Annotated in this window: 21 protein-coding genes; 12 read left to right on the top strand and 9 right to left on the bottom strand. The window is 59.1% G+C overall.

The features are described from left to right. Positions 1 to 49: 49 nt before the first annotated feature. The 3 genes from ACZ3HH_RS07455 to ACZ3HH_RS07445 all read left to right on the top strand — a co-directional run bounded on the left by ACZ3HH_RS07455 (position 50) and on the right by ACZ3HH_RS07445 (position 2,639). On the top strand, positions 50 to 841 hold the full coding sequence (locus tag ACZ3HH_RS07455; protein ID WP_465803753.1) for a phosphate/phosphite/phosphonate ABC transporter substrate-binding protein: 792 nt from the start codon (positions 50 to 52) through the stop codon (positions 839 to 841). A gap of 239 nt (positions 842 to 1,080) precedes the next feature. Beyond that, positions 1,081 to 1,629 carry a sigma-70 family RNA polymerase sigma factor gene (locus ACZ3HH_RS07450; RefSeq protein WP_465803752.1) on the top strand — a complete coding sequence of 183 codons (549 nt, stop codon included), beginning with the start codon at positions 1,081 to 1,083 and terminating at the stop codon, positions 1,627 to 1,629. After that, entirely contained in the window at positions 1,626 to 2,639 is a 1,014-nt protein-coding gene (locus ACZ3HH_RS07445) for an ABC transporter substrate-binding protein (protein WP_465803751.1), read from the top strand. Before ACZ3HH_RS07450 ends, ACZ3HH_RS07445 begins: the two co-directional genes overlap by 4 nt. A gap of 158 nt (positions 2,640 to 2,797) precedes the next feature. Here ACZ3HH_RS07445 and gstA read toward each other — a convergent pair whose 3' ends face one another. Further along, the gene (gene gstA, locus ACZ3HH_RS07440; protein ID WP_465803749.1) at positions 2,798 to 3,400 is read right to left on the bottom strand and encodes a glutathione transferase GstA; all 603 of its coding nucleotides are present in this window, start codon (positions 3,398 to 3,400) and stop codon (positions 2,798 to 2,800) included. A gap of 99 nt (positions 3,401 to 3,499) precedes the next feature. Between gstA and ACZ3HH_RS07435 the strand changes: the two genes are divergently transcribed. Continuing rightward, positions 3,500 to 4,387: a LysR family transcriptional regulator gene (locus ACZ3HH_RS07435; RefSeq protein WP_465803747.1), complete on the top strand. Its 888-nt coding sequence runs from the start codon at positions 3,500 to 3,502 to the stop codon at positions 4,385 to 4,387. Positions 4,388 to 4,602: 215 nt separating this feature from the next. Here ACZ3HH_RS07435 and ACZ3HH_RS07430 read toward each other — a convergent pair whose 3' ends face one another. The 3 genes from ACZ3HH_RS07430 to gntR form a co-directional block, all read right to left on the bottom strand. Then, positions 4,603 to 5,346: an NAD-dependent epimerase/dehydratase family protein gene (locus tag ACZ3HH_RS07430; protein WP_465803745.1), complete on the bottom strand. Its 744-nt coding sequence runs from the start codon at positions 5,344 to 5,346 to the stop codon at positions 4,603 to 4,605. Positions 5,347 to 5,388: 42 nt separating this feature from the next. Further along, on the bottom strand, positions 5,389 to 6,021 hold the full coding sequence (locus tag ACZ3HH_RS07425) for a glutathione S-transferase family protein (RefSeq protein WP_465803742.1): 633 nt from the start codon (positions 6,019 to 6,021) through the stop codon (positions 5,389 to 5,391). Positions 6,022 to 6,087: 66 nt separating this feature from the next. After that, the gene (gene gntR, locus ACZ3HH_RS07420) at positions 6,088 to 7,119 is read right to left on the bottom strand and encodes an HTH-type transcriptional regulator GntR (RefSeq protein WP_465803740.1); all 1,032 of its coding nucleotides are present in this window, start codon (positions 7,117 to 7,119) and stop codon (positions 6,088 to 6,090) included. Between the two features lie 215 nt (positions 7,120 to 7,334). On the opposite strand from gntR, the gene ACZ3HH_RS07415 reads away from it, so the two are divergent. Both ACZ3HH_RS07415 and ACZ3HH_RS07410 read left to right on the top strand, forming a co-directional pair. Beyond that, the gene (locus ACZ3HH_RS07415; RefSeq protein ID WP_367372632.1) at positions 7,335 to 7,868 is read left to right on the top strand and encodes a gluconokinase; all 534 of its coding nucleotides are present in this window, start codon (positions 7,335 to 7,337) and stop codon (positions 7,866 to 7,868) included. Positions 7,869 to 7,950: 82 nt separating this feature from the next. Further along, the gene (locus tag ACZ3HH_RS07410; RefSeq protein ID WP_465803738.1) at positions 7,951 to 9,303 is read left to right on the top strand and encodes a GntP family permease; all 1,353 of its coding nucleotides are present in this window, start codon (positions 7,951 to 7,953) and stop codon (positions 9,301 to 9,303) included. Positions 9,304 to 9,534: 231 nt separating this feature from the next. Here the strand turns inward: ACZ3HH_RS07410 and alaC are convergent, their stop codons facing one another. Continuing rightward, entirely contained in the window at positions 9,535 to 10,752 is a 1,218-nt protein-coding gene (gene alaC / locus ACZ3HH_RS07405) for an alanine transaminase (RefSeq protein WP_465803736.1), read from the bottom strand. A gap of 138 nt (positions 10,753 to 10,890) precedes the next feature. On the opposite strand from alaC, the gene ACZ3HH_RS07400 reads away from it, so the two are divergent. The 3 genes from ACZ3HH_RS07400 (at position 10,891) to ACZ3HH_RS07390 (ending at position 12,692) form a co-directional block, all read left to right on the top strand. Beyond that, a complete protein-coding gene (locus ACZ3HH_RS07400) occupies positions 10,891 to 11,553 on the top strand; it encodes a LysE family translocator (protein ID WP_367372629.1) in 663 nt (220 codons plus the stop codon). Between the two features lie 67 nt (positions 11,554 to 11,620). Next, the gene (locus tag ACZ3HH_RS07395) at positions 11,621 to 12,106 is read left to right on the top strand and encodes a GyrI-like domain-containing protein (RefSeq protein WP_052964939.1); all 486 of its coding nucleotides are present in this window, start codon (positions 11,621 to 11,623) and stop codon (positions 12,104 to 12,106) included. A 97-nt stretch (positions 12,107 to 12,203) separates the two neighbouring features. Continuing rightward, a complete protein-coding gene (locus ACZ3HH_RS07390) occupies positions 12,204 to 12,692 on the top strand; it encodes a GNAT family N-acetyltransferase (RefSeq protein WP_465803734.1) in 489 nt (162 codons plus the stop codon). Between the two features lie 228 nt (positions 12,693 to 12,920). Here ACZ3HH_RS07390 and ACZ3HH_RS07385 read toward each other — a convergent pair whose 3' ends face one another. The 4 genes from ACZ3HH_RS07385 to ACZ3HH_RS07370 all read right to left on the bottom strand — a co-directional run bounded on the left by ACZ3HH_RS07385 (position 12,921) and on the right by ACZ3HH_RS07370 (position 17,138). Continuing rightward, positions 12,921 to 14,753 carry an ABC transporter ATP-binding protein gene (locus ACZ3HH_RS07385; RefSeq protein WP_465803732.1) on the bottom strand — a complete coding sequence of 611 codons (1,833 nt, stop codon included), beginning with the start codon at positions 14,751 to 14,753 and terminating at the stop codon, positions 12,921 to 12,923. Positions 14,754 to 14,835: 82 nt separating this feature from the next. Beyond that, positions 14,836 to 15,393, bottom strand: coding sequence for a peptidylprolyl isomerase (locus ACZ3HH_RS07380; RefSeq protein WP_465803730.1), 558 nt, complete (start codon positions 15,391 to 15,393; stop codon positions 14,836 to 14,838). Between the two features lie 3 nt (positions 15,394 to 15,396). Continuing rightward, complete coding sequence (locus tag ACZ3HH_RS07375) at positions 15,397 to 16,200, bottom strand: alpha/beta fold hydrolase (RefSeq protein ID WP_465803728.1); 804 nt, start codon at positions 16,198 to 16,200, stop codon at positions 15,397 to 15,399. Positions 16,201 to 16,214: 14 nt separating this feature from the next. Next, entirely contained in the window at positions 16,215 to 17,138 is a 924-nt protein-coding gene (locus ACZ3HH_RS07370) for a LysR family transcriptional regulator (RefSeq protein WP_465803726.1), read from the bottom strand. 49 nt (positions 17,139 to 17,187) lie between these two features. Here ACZ3HH_RS07370 and ACZ3HH_RS07365 point away from each other — a divergent pair, with 49 nt between their 5' ends. From ACZ3HH_RS07365 to ACZ3HH_RS07355, 3 genes are all read left to right on the top strand, one after another. Next, positions 17,188 to 17,517, top strand: a complete 330-nt coding sequence (locus ACZ3HH_RS07365; RefSeq protein ID WP_465803724.1) for a 3-phosphoglycerate kinase — start codon at positions 17,188 to 17,190, stop codon at positions 17,515 to 17,517. A gap of 274 nt (positions 17,518 to 17,791) precedes the next feature. After that, positions 17,792 to 18,391, top strand: coding sequence for an FMN-dependent NADH-azoreductase (locus ACZ3HH_RS07360; RefSeq protein ID WP_465803722.1), 600 nt, complete (start codon positions 17,792 to 17,794; stop codon positions 18,389 to 18,391). 344 nt (positions 18,392 to 18,735) lie between these two features. Further along, the gene (locus ACZ3HH_RS07355; RefSeq protein WP_465803719.1) at positions 18,736 to 19,602 is read left to right on the top strand and encodes a carboxylate/amino acid/amine transporter; all 867 of its coding nucleotides are present in this window, start codon (positions 18,736 to 18,738) and stop codon (positions 19,600 to 19,602) included. Positions 19,603 to 19,654: the final 52 nt, after the last annotated feature.

The following is a 19,654-nucleotide window of genomic DNA, read 5'->3' as shown; positions in this document are numbered from 1 at the left end:
CGAGCAGGCTCGCTCCCACAATTAGAATTACGTTGGATAGATGATTTCAATGACACAACACCTCGCGGAATTACAGATGTACGTCGCCCCGGAGCCGATCCGCCAGGCTAACGAGCGTTGGCTGGCGCAGATCGTCGAACGGCTTGGCAGCATTCGCCTCGATGCCGAAGGGCTGTCGCTGATGGACCTTTGGCTGTCCCCGCACCTGCTGCTGACCCAAACCTGCGGCTATCCCTTGATGACTGCCTTGCGCGGTCGCGTCCGGGTTATCGGTCGTCCTCGTTACGAACTTCCGGACAGCAACGGCGGTAACCATTGCAGCCTGTTACTGACGCGCGCCGATGATCCTCGAAGAACCTTGTCGGCCTTGCGGGGCAGTCGCTGTGTGATCAACGGTGAAGACTCCAACAGTGGCATGAACCTGTTGCGCCACCGATTGGCACCGTTGCAGCGCGATGGAGAATTTTTTGCCAGTGTCGCCACCAGCGGCAGCCACCGCGAAAGCCTGCGTTGGTTGCGTGATGACCGGGCGGACCTGGCCGCCATCGACAGCGTGACATTCGCCTATCTGGCCCAGCATGCCCAGGCAGAGGTCGAAGGCCTGCGCGTGTTGGCGCGCACAGCGTTCAGTCCGACGTTGCCGTACATCGCGGCGGTTGGCACCACTGATGAACAGGCTGAACAGCTTCGACGGGTGATGAACACGTCATTGCGTGAGTTGCCCGATGTCTCGCAAATCCTCGGCCTGCAGGAAGTGCTGCCGGCCACCGAAAGCGACTATCAAGTCATTCTCGATTATCAGCAGGAGGCCGAAGCGCTGGGGTACGGGCGGTTGCGATGAGGCTTGAGACTTGTGCCGACAGTTCCATCAATCGCGGGCAAGCCACGCTCCCACAGGATTTCGGTGGACTTGTGGGCGCGTGGCTTGCCCGCGATAGCGATGTATCAGGCGCCGCTTACTTAAATTCATTTATGGAATATAAAAATTCGTTTTAAGTATTATTAATGAATAAGGCTCCTTGCTAGGATCGCGCCACCGGATCACCGGACATTCAGCGACCCCTAACCCATGGAGCCTCTATGTCCGGCGCCGACTTTTCCCATCGCAACGACGTGGGCGGATTGTTCCGCGCTCACTACGCCTGGCTGTGCGCACGGCTGCGCCGATACCTGGGAGCCAATCCCAGCGTCGAAGACATTGCTGCCGAGACCTTCGTGCAGTTGCTCGAATCACCAGGCCTGACGCCAATTCGCGAACCTCGCGCCTTGCTCACCACCATTGCCCATCGGTTGATTTATCAGCTGTGGCGTCGTCGCGATCTGGAACGCCAACACCTCGATCAGCTACCGCCGATTGACCCGCTCGGCGGACCATCGCCTGAAGATCTGGCGCAGTTTTCCCAGGCCCTGACACACCTTGATCAAACCCTCGACCGCCTTCCGGGCAAGGTCAGGGCAACTTTCCTGCTGTCGAGAGTCGACGGCCTGACCTACCCACAAATCGCCGCCGAACTGGGCATTTCCCAGCGCTCGGTCAGCGTTTACATGACCCGCTCCCAAGCACTGTGCGCCCAGCACAGCGCCAATGAACCCTTGAACCGACCACACTTGACCCAGAGGTCCGCATGAGATCGATCAAAACCCTGCTCGGCAGTTCGCTGCTGGCTCTGAGCCTTGTGGCTGGCCACGTTCCGGCCGCAGAAAAAAACGCCCCCATCCACTTCGGCGACATCACCTGGGAAAGCGGCAGCCTGATCACCGAGATCCTGCGGTTGATCGTCGAGAAAGGTTACGGCTACCCGACCGATACTTTGCCGGGCAGTACCGTCAGCCTCGAAGCAGCCTTGGCGAAGAACGATATTCAAGTGATCGGCGAAGAGTGGGCGGGGCGCAGTCCGGCCTGGGTGAAGGCGGCATCGGAGGGCAAAGTGTTTGGTTTGGGCGACACGGTCAAAGGCGCCACCGAAGGTTGGTGGGTGCCGGAATATGTGATCAAGGGCGACCCGGAACGCGGTATTAAACCTTTGGCGCCGGAGCTGAAATCCGTCGCCGACCTGGCGCGCTACAAGGACGTGTTCCGCGACCCGGAAGACCCAAGCCGCGGACGCTTCCTCAATAGCCCGACCGGTTGGACGTCGGAGATCGTCAACAGCCAGAAACTCAAGGCTTATGACCTGACTGCCAGCTACGTCAACTTCCGCACCGGTTCCGGCGCGGCACTGGATGCCGAGGTCGCTTCATCGATCCGCCGTGGCAAGCCGGTGCTGTTTTACTATTGGTCGCCGACGCCTCTGTTGGGCCGCTTCAAACTGGTGAAACTCGAAGAACCGCCGTTCGACGCGCAAGCCTGGAAGACCCTGGCCGATGCCAACAATCCGAACCCCAAGGGCACGCGCTCGATGCCGGCCAGCCTGGCCATCGGCGTGTCAGCACCGTTCAAGGCGCAGTACCCGGACCTGGTGGCGTTCTTCGAAAAGGTCGATTTGCCGATCGATCTGCTGAACCAGACCCTCGGGCAAATGAGCGAAAAACGCCAGCCACCGCGTCAAGTCGCCGAAGCGTTTTTGCGCGATCAGCCGCAGGTGTGGAAGGGCTGGGTGCCGGGGGAGGTGGCCACGAAGGTGAGTGGGAGTTTGTAGTTTCTGTCTTATGTTTTTTAGTGTCTGAATTACCGCTTTCTCGAGCAAGTCGAATCGTCGCACCGCCGCTCCCACATTTTGATTGTCGGTGTTCACAAATACTGTGTTCACAGCCGATCCACTGTGGGAGCGAGCCTGCTCGCGATTGATCTAACGCCTTACACCAATTCCGCAGCCAACGCTGCTTTCACGCTTGGCCGCAAATCAACCCTGGCTTGAAACCGCGCCAACGCCGGCCACTGATTCAAATCGATGCCAAACACCTGCGTCCAGCGCAACACCGTAAACAGATACGCATCAGCAATACCAAATCCACCGGCCAGCAAATAGTCCTGTTTCTCCAGCGTCTGACTCAACACGACAAAACGCTTGAACAGCTTCTCTTTGATGAGCACCTTCACGTCATCCGGAAACTGCGAATTAAACAGCCAACCCAGCCCGCCATGAATCTCGGTCGAAATGAAGTTCAGCCATTCCTGCAAACGCACCCGCTCGAACGTCCCGTTCGCCGGTGCGAAGTTTGCCTCGGGCCGTAGATCCGCCAGGTACTGCAGAATCGCCGGGCCTTCGGTCAGCACATCACCATTTTCCAGCTGCAATGCGGCGACGTAGCCTTTGGGATTAATGGCGAGGAAGTCCTCGCCGGTGACGGTTTTCTTGGTGCTGTTGTCGACGCGGGTCAACTCGAATGGTAAATCCAGTTCGCGCAGCACAATGTGCGGCGCCAATGAGCAGGCTTGCGGGGCGTAATACAACTTCATGGGCAGGGCTCTGGTTGCGGGTTTGTGCCAGTGTCATAGTGCGCGGCACGCTCGGTAAAATTAATCTTTCAGAACACTGCCATTAGGAAAGCTACTGCCATGATGAACCTGATGCACTGGCGAATGGTGGTGGCGGTGGCCGATACCGGCAACATTACCCGGGCCGCCGAGCGGGTCGGAATGACCCAGTCCGGTGCCAGTCAGGCGCTGGCACTGATCGAAGAAACCCTGGGCGTCCAGCTGTTCAGCCGGGAAAACCGTCAGACCTTGCCAACCGCCATCGGCTTGCCTGTGATCGAACAGGCGCGAACCATGCTCGGTGCTCTCGAAAACATTCGCAGTACCGTCGACGCCACTAAAGATATCCAGCGCGGGACAATTCGCCTGGCCAGTTTCCCGTTGGTGCTGACGACCTTTCTGCCGCCGCTGCTGCGCCAGTTCAATCGGCTGTACCCCGGCATCCAAGTGGTGGCGCTGGAGGTCAGCGACGATGAAGTGGAAACGTTGCTCAGTGACGGGCTGGTGGATGTCGGCGTGGTGTTGAACCCGGCGCCCGCGCGCAATGCCGGTCGTTTGGGACGTGATGCCTGGGTGGCGGTTCTGCCCGGTGGCCACCCCTTGGCGCGCCGTTCGAATGAAGAGGGCGTCTCATTGGCGGAACTGGCGGAGCAACCCTTCGTGCTGGCCACCGGCGGCTGTTCGACCAATGCCCGCAGCCTGGCCGCCGATGCCGGGCTGCAACTGCTGGATGTGCGGGCCGAGGTGCGAGAGTGGAGCAGTGCATTCACCCTCGTGAGGGAAAACATCGGCGTTACCCTCGTGCCGGAAATGACCTTGCCGACCCATCGCCAAGGCTTGCGCATAGTGCCTGTGACGCCACGTATCGATCGCGAATTTGCGTTGGTAGTCGCGCCCAACAAAGAACCTTCGGCGGCGGTGCGGGCGTTGTTGGGCATGCTCGAAGATCATCAGTTTTCGGCTGACTAGCCAGGGAACCGAAAGAGGTCCATTGACGGGTAATGCCAGTCAGTTCAGAGCAATCCATGTGGGAGCGGGCTTGCTCGCGAAGACGGCGGCACAATCAACATCGATGTCGTCTGATACACCGCTGTCGTCGGAACGCCGCCGAGCGGCAGAGGTCGACCGCACACCCTCGGGTTGCCACGCAAGCACCACGTTGCCCGGATTCTGGAGAAGCACCGTCAAGGAAACCCAATGGGAATGTCGAATTCCTGAAACGCATCATCCACCGGCTTATAACCCAACACCCGGGTAGTCTCACTGAGGTCCAGGCGTTTGAAACGGTTATTGGAAATACCGTGGGCGATCAGGTGTTGTACACCTTTAACCTCTACCGAGAGTTGCAGCAACTGCACTGCATCACGAGGGCTGAGCCATGCGCTCAGGTCGCGAGCGTTGGTCAATTCGTGACGGTCCGGAAACTCGAAAGCGCCGATGCGTATGGCGATACTCGAGAGGTTGTGTTTGGCAGCGTAGAACGCACACAAGGCTTCGCCATAACACTTGCTGACGCCATACAGATTGGCCGGCATCACCTGCATGCCCGGTGTGATCTGCCGGTCCACCGGATAACCCTCGATGGTCTGCGCGCTGCTGGCGAACACCAACCGTTTACAACCCGCCGCCACGGCGGCTTCGAACAGGTAAGTGGTGGCCAGAATATTGTTGGGCAGTAACTCATCGAAAGAGGCGGTGGCGTGAGGGATGCCGGCCAGATGCACGATGACGTCGATGCCTTCCAGCACTTCGCTTATGGCGGTGAGGTCGGACAGGTCCTGGCGTACAAAGCGGTGCGGTGCATCGACATTGAAGTCGGGCTCGATGCGATCCGTCAGCACGAAGGTGTAGCGGTCCTGCGAAGCTTCGAAAAAGGTTTTGCCTATTCTGCCGCAGGCGCCGGTCAGCAGTACGTTGAGTCCGTTCATGAGGTTCTCTTTTTATGGGAGGCAGAGGGGGCGGATTTGGCGTTATGGCACACCATTGCAGGCGTGTTCCATGAACCCCGGCCGCAGCGCCAGTCGTTGGCAATAGGCGTCGACGGCGGGGTAGTCCGGGCGCTCCATCGGTGTCATGCGCCAGCGGTTGACCGACAGCCCGATGAGAATATCGGCCAGTGTGAAGCGTGGTCCGGCAACATACGCACCGGTTGCCGCGAGTTGCTGTTCGAGGATGCCCATTTTCGCGTTCCAGCCGCGAACGCCATCAGCAATCCGCTGCGAGTCCTGAAAGTTCGGCAGTTGCCGGACCAGCGCAAAAAATGCGTAGCCCCAGGAAGGATTGAGTTCGGTGGCTTGCCAGTCCATCCACTGCTCCACGCGAGCGCGCGCAGCCGGTTCGATGGGCAATAGGTCAGTGTTTTGGTGTTTGCCGGCCAGGTACCGGCAAATGGTATTGGACTCCCACAGCACGCCGGCTTCGTCGATGAGGACCGGCACCTGTGCGTTGGGGTTGAACTGGAGAAATTCCGGGCTCTGGGTCGATGCGAAACCGCTACCCCAGTCTTCGCGTTCGTATGAAACGCCCAGTTCGTCGCAGGTCCACAGGACTTTTCTGACGTTGATTGACGAGGCCCGACCCAAAATCTTCAGCGTATGTCCCATTGAGCTTCTCCGTTTGCTGTTCCAGGTATCGGAATCTAGCACGCGGAGCGTGGGAATGGTCGTGCGTCAGGTGCTCTCGCGCACCTTCAATTCAAACCCCATATCTTGCACCGGTCTGGTCACTGAATTGCCGGCCATCAACGTCAGCATCAGCTCTGCCGAACGACGGCCGATGGCTTCTCGGGGCGTGCTGATGCTGCTCAGGCGCGGGACCATGTGGGCCGAGGCCGGCAGGTCGTTGAAGCCGAGGATCGCCACTTGTTCGGGGATCTTGATGCCATTGCGCAATGCTTCGAGCAGCGCACCCTGCGCCAGGTCGTCGTTGCCGAAGAAGATCGCATCGACATCGGGATGGCTGGCGAGCAGTTGCAGGAACAGCTCGCCCCCCAAGCCGACGGAGGAGGCTCGCGGCGTCAGCACTTCCAGATCCGGATCGTACAAGCCGACCTTTTGCAGCGCGCGGCGGAAACCTTCGCCGCGCAGCAGCGTGCGCTGGTCCAGTTGTGCACCGATGTAAGCCAGACGCTTGCGACCGCGTGACAGCAAATGCTCGGCCGCGGTTTCGCCGGCGGCGACTTGAGAAAAACCGACGCAATTGAGCCCGGCCGCACTGTCCAGCTCCATCATGTAGACGCAGGGAATGTTGCTGGCCTCGATCATCCGTCGCGAACTTTCGGTGCGGTCGAAACCGGTCAGCAGCAAGCCGCGAGGCTGATAGGCCATGTAGTTGCGCAGCAGGTTTTCTTCTTCATCACGGGAGTAATGAAAGTTGCCGATCAGCACTTCGAAGCCCTTTGGTCGCAAAACCTGATGAATGGCTTCCAGCGTTTCGATGAACAGCAGGTTGGACAGCGACGGCACCAAAACCACCACGGAATGGCTCTGGGCCGAGGCTAACGCGCGGGCGGCAGGGTTGACCACGTAATTCAGGTCGAGGGCTGCTTTCTGGACTTTTTCCACCAGTTCGGTGGCCACGGTGCTGACGCCGCGCAGGGCGCGGGATGCGGTAATCGGGCTGACACCGGCCAGGCGCGCGACTTCGTTGAGGGTAGGGCGGCCAGTGGTGCGAGTATTTTTATCGTTTTTAGGGGTAATCATCGGACGGCTTGCCAAACAAAATTCAAGGTACTAAGGTAGCGCTGTCTCGAGGCGGCTGCAAATGCATGAGCGGGGTTTGCCTGATCCTCGCTTTTTGGCATCGAGAACGAACATGCTGCAACCCACAAAAATGACAAGAAGGCGTCGGCAACTTCTGCTTTTGCACTAGAGTCTTACGTAGCAAAGGTAGCGCTGTCTGCGCGCTGAGGTGTTACATGAATCATCCCATCACCGCCCTGGTCATCATGGGCGTTGCCGGTTGCGGCAAGACGTGCGTCAGCCAGTCCCTGTGCCAGCTTAGCGGCGCGACCGCCATTGAAGGCGACACTTTCCACCCTGCCGCCAATATCGAAAAGATGAGCGCGGGTATCCCCCTGAACGATGAAGACCGTGCCGGCTGGCTCGACAGCCTGTGCGATGAACTGCGCCGCGTCGATGCCAAGGGCGAGCGCCCGGTGCTGACTTGCTCGGCCCTCAAACACAGTTACCGCGAACGCTTGCGCAGTGCCTTGCCGGGCCTGGGCTTCGTTTTCCTTGAGCTGACCCCCGAAGTCGCCGCCGATCGTGTGTCTCATCGGCCGGGCCACTTCATGCCGTCGACCTTGATCGACAGCCAGTTCGCCACACTTGAATCGCCCGTTGGTGAGCCCCTGACCCTGGCGCTGGATGCTTCAAGTCACAGTGTCGATGAATTGGCCGCTCTGGCCCACCGTTGGTGGCTCGATCATGGCTTGAAACTCGCCAGTTGAGTTTTACTCCAAGAGATAGCGCTGTCCTGACGGCATTTGAATAATTGCTTTCATAACAACAACAAACAACGGAGACACCCCCATGTTTGGCATGTCCCACGAGTCATTCCTGCTGCTAGACGCAGTGGTCACAGTGATCGGACTTATCGTCCTGATCACCAAATTCAAGTTGCACCCCTTCATCGCCCTGATCATCGCCGCAGCCTTTCTCGGGCTGACCTCCGGTATGCCGATCGGCACCATCATCAAGGCGTTCCAGGACGGCTTCGGTGGGGTGCTCGGTTTCGTCGGGATCATCCTGGCGCTGGGCACCATGCTCGGCAAAATGATGGCCGAGTCGGGCGGGGCGGACCAGATCGCCCAGACCCTGATTCGCGCCTTCGGCAAGGACAAGGTGCAGTGGGCCATGATGTTCGCGGCCTTCCTGGTCGGCATCCCGCTGTTCTTCGAAATCGGCTTCGTGTTGCTGATCCCGCTGGTGTTCATCGTCGCCCGTCGTACCGGTGTGTCGATCATCAAGATCGGTATCCCGCTGCTGGCCGGTCTGTCCGCCGTGCATGGTCTGGTGCCACCGCACCCGGGGCCGCTGCTGGCCATCGGTGTGTTCGGTGCCGACATCGGTAAAACCATTCTGTACGGCCTGATCGTTGCGCTGCCAACGGCCATCATTGCCGGCCCGATTTTCGGTACGTTCATTGCCAAACACATCCCCGGCCATCCGAATCAGGAACTGGTGGATCAACTGGTGCGCGATGAGGATGCAGGCGATCTGCCTAGCTTCGGCATCACTCTGATCACCGTGCTGTCGCCCGTGTTCCTGATGCTGCTCAAGACCTTTGCCGATGTGGTGCTGCCGGACGGCAACTTCTTCCGCACCTTCATGGACCTGATCGGTCACCCGATCTCGGCGCTGCTGCTGGCATTGCTGCTGTCGCTGTACACCTTCGGCTACAAGCAGGGCATCGGTTCGCAACAGATGCTCAAATGGCTGGACGCGAGCCTTGCACCGACCGCTGCGATCATCCTGATCATCGGTGCCGGTGGCGGCTTTAAGCAGATGTTGGTAACCAGCGGTGTAGGTGATGTGATCGGTCACATGGCGGTGGCGGCACAGATCTCGCCGATTCTGCTGGCCTGGCTGGTGGCAGCGGTGATTCGCATCGCGACCGGTTCGGCAACCGTGGCAACCATTACTGGCGCGGGCATCGTGGTGCCGGTGGTGGGGATGATTCCGGGGGTGAACCGTGAGCTGCTGGTGCTGGCCACCGGTGCCGGTTCGTTGATCCTGTCTCACGTCAACGACGCCGGTTTCTGGCTGGTGAAGCAGTACTTCAACATGACCGTGGCGGAAACCTTCAAGACCTGGACCGCGATGGAAACCATCCTGTCCGTGGTGGGCCTGGGCTTCATCCTGCTGTTGTCGTTGTTCGTCTGACACGATTGGCAAACACAAAAAAACCGCAGCGATGCGGTTTTTTTGTGGGTGAGATCTAACCCAATGTCGGGCAAGCTTTTTGTGGCGAGGGAGCTTGCTCCCGCTCGGCTGCGAAGCAGTCGTAAATCCGTCCATCTGAAAAAACACGGTGATTGGTTTTGGGGCCGCTTCGCGACCCCGCGGGAGCAAGCTCCCTCGCCACAGATGTTTGTTCCCACCGGGTTTTGTGTGTCAGCCGTTGGTTTTGGTCGCTAGCCCATCCGCCCGGAACATCCCGCGAATCCCGCGTACGGCCTGACGAATCCGGTCCTGGTTTTCGATCAGCGCGAAGCGCACATGATCATCCCCATACTCGCCAAATCCCACACCCGGTGAGACACAGACCTTGGCCTCGGCCAGCAGTTTCTTGGCGAATTCCAGCGAGCCCATGTGTGCATAAGCCTCGGGAATCTTGGCCCAGACGTACATCGACGCTTTCGGGTTTTCGACCATCCAGCCCAGTTCATGCAGGCCTTTGACCAGCACGTTGCGCCGCTGCCGATACTGATCGGCAATGTCTTTGACGCACTGCTGATCGCCTTCCAGCGCCGCAATGGCCGCGACTTGCAGCGGGGTGAACGTGCCGTAGTCGTGGTAGCTCTTGATCCGCGCCAGGGCGTTGACCAGCTCCGGGTTGCCGACCATGAAACCGATGCGCCAGCCGGCCATGTTGTAGCTCTTGGACAAGGTGAAAAACTCCACCGCGATGTCCTTGGCGCCGGGCACTTGCATGATCGACGGGGCTTTCCAGCCGTCGTAGACGATGTCGGCATAGGCCAGGTCGTGCACCACCAAAACGTCGTACTGTTTGGCGAGGGCAATCACCCGCTCGAAGAAATCCAGCTCCACGCACTGAGCGGTGGGATTGGACGGGAAACCGAGAATCATCATTTTCGGTTTCGGGATCGAGCCGCGAATCGCCCGTTCCAGCTCGGCGAAGAAATCCACGCCAGGGATCAGCGGCACCGAGCGCACCTGGGCGCCGGCAATCACGGCACCGTAGATGTGAATCGGGTAGCTCGGGTTCGGCACCAGCACGGTGTCGCCCTGGTCGAGGGTGGCCAGCATCAAGTGCGCCAGACCTTCCTTGGAGCCGATGGTGACAATAGCCTCTGTTTCCGGGTCAATGTCGACTTCGTAGCGATCCTTGTACCAATTGGAGATCGCCCGGCGCAGGCGCGGAATCCCTTTGGACGTGGAGTAGCCGTGGGTGTCTTCACGCTGGGCAACGGTGACGAGTTTTTCGACAATGTGCGGCGGCGTGGGGCCGTCGGGGTTGCCCATGCTCAAGTCGATAATGTCTTCGCCACGACGACGGGCGGCCATCTTCAGCTCGGCAGTGATGTTGAAAACGTAAGGGGGGAGTCGATCTATGCGCGCAAAGCGGCGCGGCGAACCTTGTTCGGCCATTGTTGCCTCGAATAACGTAAGCGCCCGGAACCGTCCGAGCGACGCTGGCCACTGCGGTGGCCTGTGGCGGAATGTAAGGGCAGTCATGGCAAACTGTCTAGCCTGTGCATCAATAAATTTTCCCCAAGGATATGGTCGATGGAATTTACCAGTGGCTTCTTGTTGAGCCTTTCGCTGTGCCTGGACATCGGCGTGGCCAATATTGCGATGATCACGCTGGCGATGCAGCGCGGCTATTTTCAAGGCTTTGCGCTGGGGTTGGGGACGTGTGTCGGCGACCTGATTTACGCGGTGCTGGCCTTGGCCGGCATGACCGTATTGCTGCAGTACGAGACCGTGCGCTGGGTGTTGTGGATTGGCGGGTCGGCGTTGCTCCTGTATTTCGCGGCGAAGATGATTTATTCGGCGATTCACCATGAAGCGCTGTTGGCGCAAACCCCGGAGGTGGGGCACAACTCGCACCGTCGCGAGTTTTTTCGCGGGATTTTTCTCGCCATGTCATCGCCCAGTGCGATTCTCTGGTTCGCGGCGGTGGGCGGCACGCTGATTGCCCGTTCCGGCGGCGGTGGCGCACTCAGCTCGGCACTGTTTCTCGGCGGATTCTTGTGCGCCGGAGTGCTCTGGTGTGTCGGTCTGTGCTTCGCTGCGAGCCATGGCGGCAAATTGCTCGGTGACAAACTGCTGCGTTATTCATACATGGCATCGGCAGCGATCTTCTGCTATTTCGCGGTCTACGTGATCCTATCGGGTTATAACGAGTTCATCGGTCCAGGCGCCATCGAACAGTTGCACGCACTGTAATTGGGCGAATCGGGTTTGGCTTCTATACTCCCAGCCGAACCCACCTTTCAGTACCAGGAGTTGAGTCATGGATGAGCAAACAGGCGTCGAAACGGCCGAGCCACGCTTCGAAAACGGGCACTTCATGCTCATAGCGGGGCTTGGTGGACGATTTACTGCGGATACGACCAAAGCGATCCCCGACCTGTGGGAGAAATTCATTCCCGAGATTGGCAAAATTCCCGGCCAGAAAAGCGAAGTAACCTACGGCATCTGCTGTAATCCGGATGGCAAGGGTGGTTTCGAATACATCGCCGGTGTCGAAATCAGCAAGCTCGACGATCTTCCCGAGAAGTACCGCTGGATCGAAGTTCAGCCTCAGAAGTATGCAGTCTTCGAACATAAAGGCTCTCTGGATGCCTTGCCCCAGACCTTTCAATACATCTGGAAAACCTGGCTGCCGAAGTCCGGTCATGAAGCTGCGGATGCTCCGGAGTTCGAACGCTACAGCGACGATTTCAACCCGAAGCTCAATACCGGCGTGTTGGAAATCTGGCTGCCGCTCAAAGCCTAAAGAACGGGTCGAGAGGCGGATCGGTGATTCGCCTCTCGATGTCGTGTTGATGCTGATTTATGATCCCCAACCTTTCCCACGCCGATTCCGAGCTGCCATGAACACCGTCATCCGCCACGTCAGCCCCGCTGACCTGGACCGTTGCTATGCCATCGAAACCGTTGCCTACGAAGGCGATGAAGCCGCTACTCGGGAGAAAATCGCCACCCGCATTGCCACTTGGCCCGAGGGGTTCATCGTTGCTGAAGTGGATGGCGTTGTCGCCGGTTTCATTAATTCCGGTGCGGCGTTTGAGGTGGAGATGTCGGACGAGGCGTTCAAGGAACTGATCGGCCACGACCCGGCGGGCCCGCACGTAGTGATCATGTCGGTGGTGGTGCATCCGGACTACCAAGGGCAGGGCCTGGCGAAGTGTTTGATGGGCGAGTTCATCGAGCGGATGCGCGCCATGAACAAGGCGAGCATTCACCTGATGTGCAAGGAGCGGCATATTCCGCTGTATGCCGGGTTTGGTTTTGCCTACATCCAGCCTTCGGCGTCCGACCATGGCGGGATGGCTTGGCATGAGATGGTGTTGACGCTGTAACCCCGGCCGGCCCAGATCCAGCGTGGGGACAAGCCCTGATGCCTGTCAGTTAAGGTGTGCAACTTGTGGGAGCGAGCCTGCTCGCGATGACGGCGGTACATTCAGCATCAATGTTGGTTGACCCACCGCTATCGCGAGCAGGCTCGCTCCCACAGGAGCTGCGGTGTTCAAGTCCTTAACCTACCGGCATTGGGGCAAGCCCTACAGGTTCGGCGTTGATCACAAGCCTCAATCGATCCCGACAAACCCCCCGGTCTGGTGCTGCCACAACCGCGCATACAAACCGCCATGGGCCAGCAGTTCGGCGTGGCTGCCGGTTTCGGCGATCTTGCCGTTTTCCAGCACCACCAACCGGTCCATCCGCGCGATGGTCGAGAGGCGGTGGGCGATGGCGATCACGGTCTTGCCCTGCATCAGGGTTTCGAGGCTCTCCTGGATCGCCGCTTCGACTTCCGAGTCCAGTGCCGAGGTGGCTTCGTCCATGATCAGGATCGGCGCGTCCTTGAGCAGCACCCGGGCGATGGCAATCCGCTGACGCTGGCCACCGGAGAGCTTCACTCCGCGTTCACCGACGTGAGCATCGAAACCGGTGCGGCCTTCAGAGTCCGATAGCAACGGGATGAATTCGTCGGCGCGGGCCTTGTGCACCGCTTCCCAGAGTTCGGCGTCGGTGGCGTCGGGTTTGCCGTACAGCAAATTGTCGCGGATCGAACGGTGCAGCAGCGAGGTGTCCTGGGTGATCATGCCGATGCGTTCGCGCAGGCTTTCCTGGCCGACTTCGGCGATGTTCTGGCCGTCAATGAGAATCCGCCCGCCCTGCACGTCATAGAGGCGCAGCAGCAGATTGACCAACGTCGATTTGCCGGCACCGGACGGGCCGATCAGGCCGATTTTCTCGCCGGGTTTGATGGTCAGGTTGAGGTCGCCGATGATCCCGCTTTTCTTGCCGTAGTGAAAATCGACGTGATCGAAACGCACCTCGCCACGCGCCACATTCAAAGGCTTGGCCTGCTCGCGATCGGTGATGCTGACTGGCTGGGAAATGGTCTGCAAACCGTCCTGAACCATGCCGATGTTTTCGAAAATGCCAGTGACCACCCACATGATCCAGCCCGACATGTTGACGATGCGGATCACCAGACCAGTGGCGAGGGCTATGGCGCCCACCGTGATCAGCGATTGCGTCCACAGCCATAGCGCAAGGCCTGTGGTGCTGACGATCAGCAGGCCGTTCATGCTGGTGATGACCACGTCCATACTGGTGACCACACGGCCGGCCAGTTGGGCTTTTTCGGTTTGTTCCTTGATCGCTTCGCGGGCGTATTGCTGCTCGAAGTTGGTGTGGGCGAACAGCTTCAGGGTGGTGATGTTGGTGTAGCCATCGACGATCCGCCCCATCAGTTTGGAGCGCGCATCGGATGACACCACCGAGCGTTCCTTGACCCGTGGCACGAAGTAGTAGAGGGCGCCGATGAAGGCGGCGATCCAGGTCAGCAGCGGGATCATCAGGCGCCAGTCGGCTTCGGCGAACAGCACCAATGAACTGATCGCGTAGATCAGCACGTGCCATAGCGCGTCCACCGCTTGCACAGCCGAATCGCGCAACGAGTTACCAGTCTGCATGATGCGTTGGGCGATGCGCCCGGCGAAATCGTTCTGGAAGAAATTGAGGCTCTGTTTGAGCACGTAACTGTGGTTTTGCCAGCGGATCAGGCTGGTCAGGCTGGGGCTCAAGGTCTGGTGCACCAGCAAGTCATGCAAGCCGACGAATATCGGGCGCAGGACCAGCGCAACCACCGCCATCCAGGCCAGTTCGATGCCGTGTTCCTTGAAAAAATTGACGTTGGGCGTGCCTTGGGCGAGGTCGATGATGCGGCTCAGGTAGCTGAACAGCGCCACTTCGATCAACGCGCCGAACAGGCCGACGATCAGCAGGACGGCGAAACTCGGCCAGACCTGCTTCAGGTAATAGGTATAGAAGGGGAGAACCCGATCCGGCGGAGCCGCCGTCGGTGCATCGCGGAAAATGTCGATCAGTTTTTCAAAGCGGCGATAAAGCATCAGTTCTCCGCCCGCGCACGGGCTCTCCTTTGAACAGTGTGAGCGGCGCACTCCGGCAGCCGCTCAAGACTTCCTGTTTAGCTTAGTCGATGACTTTGGCCGACTTGATGAACACAGGGTCGGCTGGCACATCTTTCATGCCGCCACGGGTGGTGGTTGGCGAGTTGACGATGATGTCCACCACGTCCATGCCTTTCACGACTTTACCGAACACCGCGTAGCCGTCGCCCTGGTCAAGGAAGTCATTGTCTTTGACGTTCACGAAGAACTGGCTGGTGGCCGAGTCCGGGGCGGACGTACGGGCCATGGACAGCGTGCCACGGACGTTATGCAGACCGTTTTTGGACTCGTTCTTGATCGGTGCCTTGGTTTCTTTCTGCTGCATTTGTTGAGTGAAACCACCGCCCTGGATCATGAACCCTGGAATTACACGGTGAAAAATCGTGTTGTTGTAGAAGCCGCTGTTGACGTAATCAAGGAAATTCTTGGTACTGATCGGTGCCTTGACCGGGTCCAGTTCGATTTCGATCTGGCCGTTGGTGGTTTCCAGCAGCACGTGCGGCGCCTTGGCGGGCGTGGCGGCCATCAGGTTGGCGGCAAACAGAACGGAGCCGGCGACGAGGGCGATTTTTTTCAGCATGGGTCAGTGATCCTGAGTGGTGGTGTCGACTGCGGTGAGAAACTCGAGCAGCGTTTGGTTGAACATTTCGGGTTGATCCAGCGGGGTGGCGTGGCGCGAATCGGCAATCACCACCAGCCGCGCATCGGGCAGCAGTTTTACATAGGTTTCTTTCAGCGAGACCGGTGTGTAGTCACGGTCGGCGCTGACGATGAGGGTTGGACAGGAGACCCTCGAAAGTCGTTCCTGAACCCCCCAGCCAACGATTGCATCGAAGCTGGCGAGATAAGCATGTTTGTCGTTTTTTGCCCAGCGCGCCGCTATTTTTTGTCGTAGCGAAACTTGCTCGGGCTTGGGAAACAGCTTGGCACCCAGGGCCTTGCCGATGGTGCCCATGCTCAGCGCGCGCATCAGACTCCAGCGCTTGAACCACTGCCAGTAATCGTTGCGGCTGCGCCGTTTGACCTCGGGCGCGCTGTTGACGATGCACAGGCTCTTGAGCAGCTGCGGTTGGTCCACCGCCAGTTGAAAAGCGATCATGCCACCCATCGAAAGCCCGACAAGATGCGCAGGGCCAAGATTCAAGTGTTCCATCAACGCAATCAGGTCGGCGCTGAACCCGGCGATGCTGTAGCGCTCGCGGGGCTTGTCGGAGCGCCCGTGGCCGCGCACATCCGGGACAATCACCCGATGATGGGCCGAGAGCGCCGGGATCTGCATTTCCCAGTCCAGGGTGCTGGAACCCAACCCGTGAACCAGCAGCAACGGCGTGCCCTGGCCATATTCCTCATAGTGCAGGTTGCAACCTTCATGTTCGAAATAGGCCATGGGTACACTCCGTGTCAGGCTTGCTCAGGGGCGGCGAAGGGCGCATCCAGCGGCGCGGTATCGAAGGTGCGCAGCAGTTCGATGAGAATCTGCGTGGCCGGGCCCAAGGGTTTGTCCTTGTTCGAATACAGATAGAAACTCGGGTTGCGGCTGCCGCCCTGATCCAACGGTAGCACTTTGAGCGTACCTTCCTTGAGTTCGCGCTCGATCATGTGCCGAGGCAGCCAGGCGAAGCCCAGGCCGCTGCTGACGAAGGTCGCGGCGGTGGCCAGGCTACCGACGGTCCAGCGCTGTTCGGCACCCAGCCAGCCGACGTCTCGCGGCTGCTGGCGACCGGAATCGCGGATCACCACTTGCATCTGGGTTTCCAGGTCCTGGAAGTTCAGTTCGCGGTTCAAGCGATGCAAGGAATGCTCGGGGTGGGCCACCGCGATGAATTCGACGTCGCTCAATTCCGCGCCCAGATACCCGGGAATACTGAACCCGGTGATGGCCAGATCGGCCACGCCTTCAAGCAACACTTCCTCGACTCCCGACAACACTTCTTCGCGCAGACGCACCCGGCAGCCACGGCTTTGCGGCATAAACGCAGTCAGTGCGCGAACGAGACGGGCGCTGGGGTAAGCGGCGTCGACCACCAGCCGCACTTCCGCTTCCCAGCCCTGTTCCATGTGATGGGCCAGGTCTTCCAGTTGGCTGGCCTGTTTCACCAGTTGCCGGGAGCGGCGCAGCAGTACACCGCCGGCCTCGGTGAGCACCGCTTTGCGGCCATCGATGCGCAACAGCGGCACGCCGAGCTGGTCCTGCATGCGCGCTACGGTGTAGCTGACCGACGATTGCGAGCGGTGCAACGCTTCGGCGGCCTGGGCGAAACCGCCGTGATCGACCACGGCCTGCAATGTTCGCCATTGATCAAGGGTCACGCGGGGCGCTTTCATGTTGAGCTCCTCTTGTCCTAAGCTGGCAGTCCTTATTGGAGGCTGCTGAATGAAAAAACTTTGTAGTGTGATGGCGGGTTGTGCGGTGTTGGCAATGCTGCCGCTGACTGCGTTTGCTTATCCGATCGACGTTCAAAAGCAATTGAACGGCTTGAGCATCGACTACAACTCGTACGACACGGATAACGACATCGCCTCCATTCAAGTGAACAACTACGGCAGCACCGATGCGATCTGCAGGGTGGTTTTCAACAATGGCCCGGAAGCGCCGCGCACCCGCACAATCGAAGTGCCCGCCGGTAAACACAAAAACGCCACCGCCAAGTTCACCCGGACCATCATCAAGATGCGTATCAACCTGACCTGCACCCCGAAATGACTCTACAACCCTGTGGGAGCGGGCTGTGGCGAGAGGCTTGCCCCCGTTGGGCTGCGAAGCAGCCCCAAAAATCTGATATACCAAAGATCTTGTGAGTGCGTTGCACTCAAACGGGGGCAAGCCCCCTCGCCACACCCGCTCCCACAGGGCATGCTCCGCTTATAAACGAATTTATCGATGCTTTATAGCAGTTATTTGCGCTTTTTCATCGATATGACTCTGTTTAACCTTCACTCCATCGACCTACAGCATTCTCAGATGGAGGCTACATCCCATGTCCCGCGTTCTGATCATCGAAAGCAGCGCCCGTCAGCAAGACTCGGTTTCCCGCCAACTGACCCAGACCTTCATCAGCCAATGGAAAGTCGCACACCCGGCCGACCAGATCACCGTCCGTGACCTGGCCACCACCCCGGTGCCACACCTGGACATCAACTTGCTGGGCGGCTGGATGAAACCTGCCGAACAACGCAACGACATCGAGCAGGCCTCGCTGGAACGCTCCAACCTGCTGACCGATGAACTGCTGGCCGCCGACGTGCTGGTGATGGCCGCGCCGATGTACAACTTCGCCATTCCGAGCACCCTCAAAGCCTGGCTCGACCACGTGCTGCGTGCCGGCGTGACGTTCAAGTACACCGAAACCGGCCCGCAAGGTTTGCTCAACGGCAAGCGTGCTTATGTGCTGACCGCTCGCGGCGGGATCTACGCCGGCAGCACCGCGGATCACCAGGAACCGTACCTGCGCCAGGTCATGGGCTTCATCGGCATCCACGACGTCACGTTCATTCACGCCGAAGGCATGAACCTGGGCGGCGACTTCCAGGAGAAAGGCCTGAACCAGGCCAACGCCAAGCTTTCCCAGGTCGCCTGAGCCGTTAATCGCCAGATAATCGCTGGATGGTCTAGTGACCTGGCGCAACCCTTCAAGCCTGTACGCGCATCGAACCTCCCTTTGCACTTGTTGCTCCTGAGTGCTCTAGCCCGATTGAACGCATTAGCGAGATCGGGCTTTTTTTTGCCTGCGATTTTCTGAGCGCAACATAAACCTGTGGGAGCGGGCTTGCCCGCGATGACGGAGTGTCAATCGACAACAATGTCGCCTGAACCACCGCTATCGCGGGCAAGCCCGCTCCCACAGGGTTTTGTGTGTTTTGCTGACTGTCGCGATGACGGGCAAAACCCGCTATCGTCGCCACCATTCGAAATGAGGCGACCATGGGCTATCTACTTTTTGTCACGCTGATCCAGGCGTTTTCCTTCAGCTTGATCGGCGAATACCTGGCCGGGCATGTCGACAGTTACTTCGCGGTGCTGGTGCGGGTGTTGCTGGCGGGGTTGGTGTTCATTCCGCTGACGCGCTGGCGGCAGGTCGAGCCGGCGTTCATGCGCGGGATGTTGCTGATCGGTGCGTTGCAGTTCGGCGTGACTTACGTCTGCCTGTACCTGAGCTTCCGGGTATTGACGGTGCCGGAGGTGCTGCTGTTCACCATCCTCACGCCGCTGCACGTAACTCTGATCGAAGACGCGCTTAACCGGCGCTTCAATCCGTGGGCATTGATCGCTGCACTGGTGGCGGTGGCGGGCGCGGCAGTGATTCGCTTTGACCGGATCAACCCGGACTTTTTCATGGGCTTTTTGTTGCTGCAACTGGCCAACTTCACCTACGCCGCCGGGCAGGTGCTCTACAAACATCTGGTGGCCCGCCATCCGAGTGATCTGCCGCATTACCGACGCTTCGGCTACTTTTACCTGGGCGCGTTGGCGGTGGCATTGCCGGCGTTTCTGCTGTTCGGCAAACAGAACTTCCTGCCCGAAGCACCGCTGCAATGGGGCGTGTTGCTGTTCCTCGGCCTGGTCTCGACCGCGTTGGGTTTGTACTGGTGGAACAAGGGCGCATGCCTGGTGAACGGCGGGACGCTGGCGGTGATGAACAACCTGCATGTGCCGGTGGGGTTGCTGATCAACTTGCTGATCTGGAATCAGCATGAGGAGTTGGGGCGGTTGTTGTTTGGTGGGATGGTGATTTTGATGGCGGTGTGGATTAGTCGGTTGGGTATACGCAAACTTGTGGCTATCCACTGAAACCTGTGGGAGCGGGCTTGCCCGCGAAAGCATTGTGTCAGGCAATATTAAA

The organism is Pseudomonas sp. PME37.24/025 (genome assembly GCF_055556615.1).
Note: the sequence above shows the minus strand (reverse complement) of the source record. Positions and strands in the feature narration are given on the sequence as shown.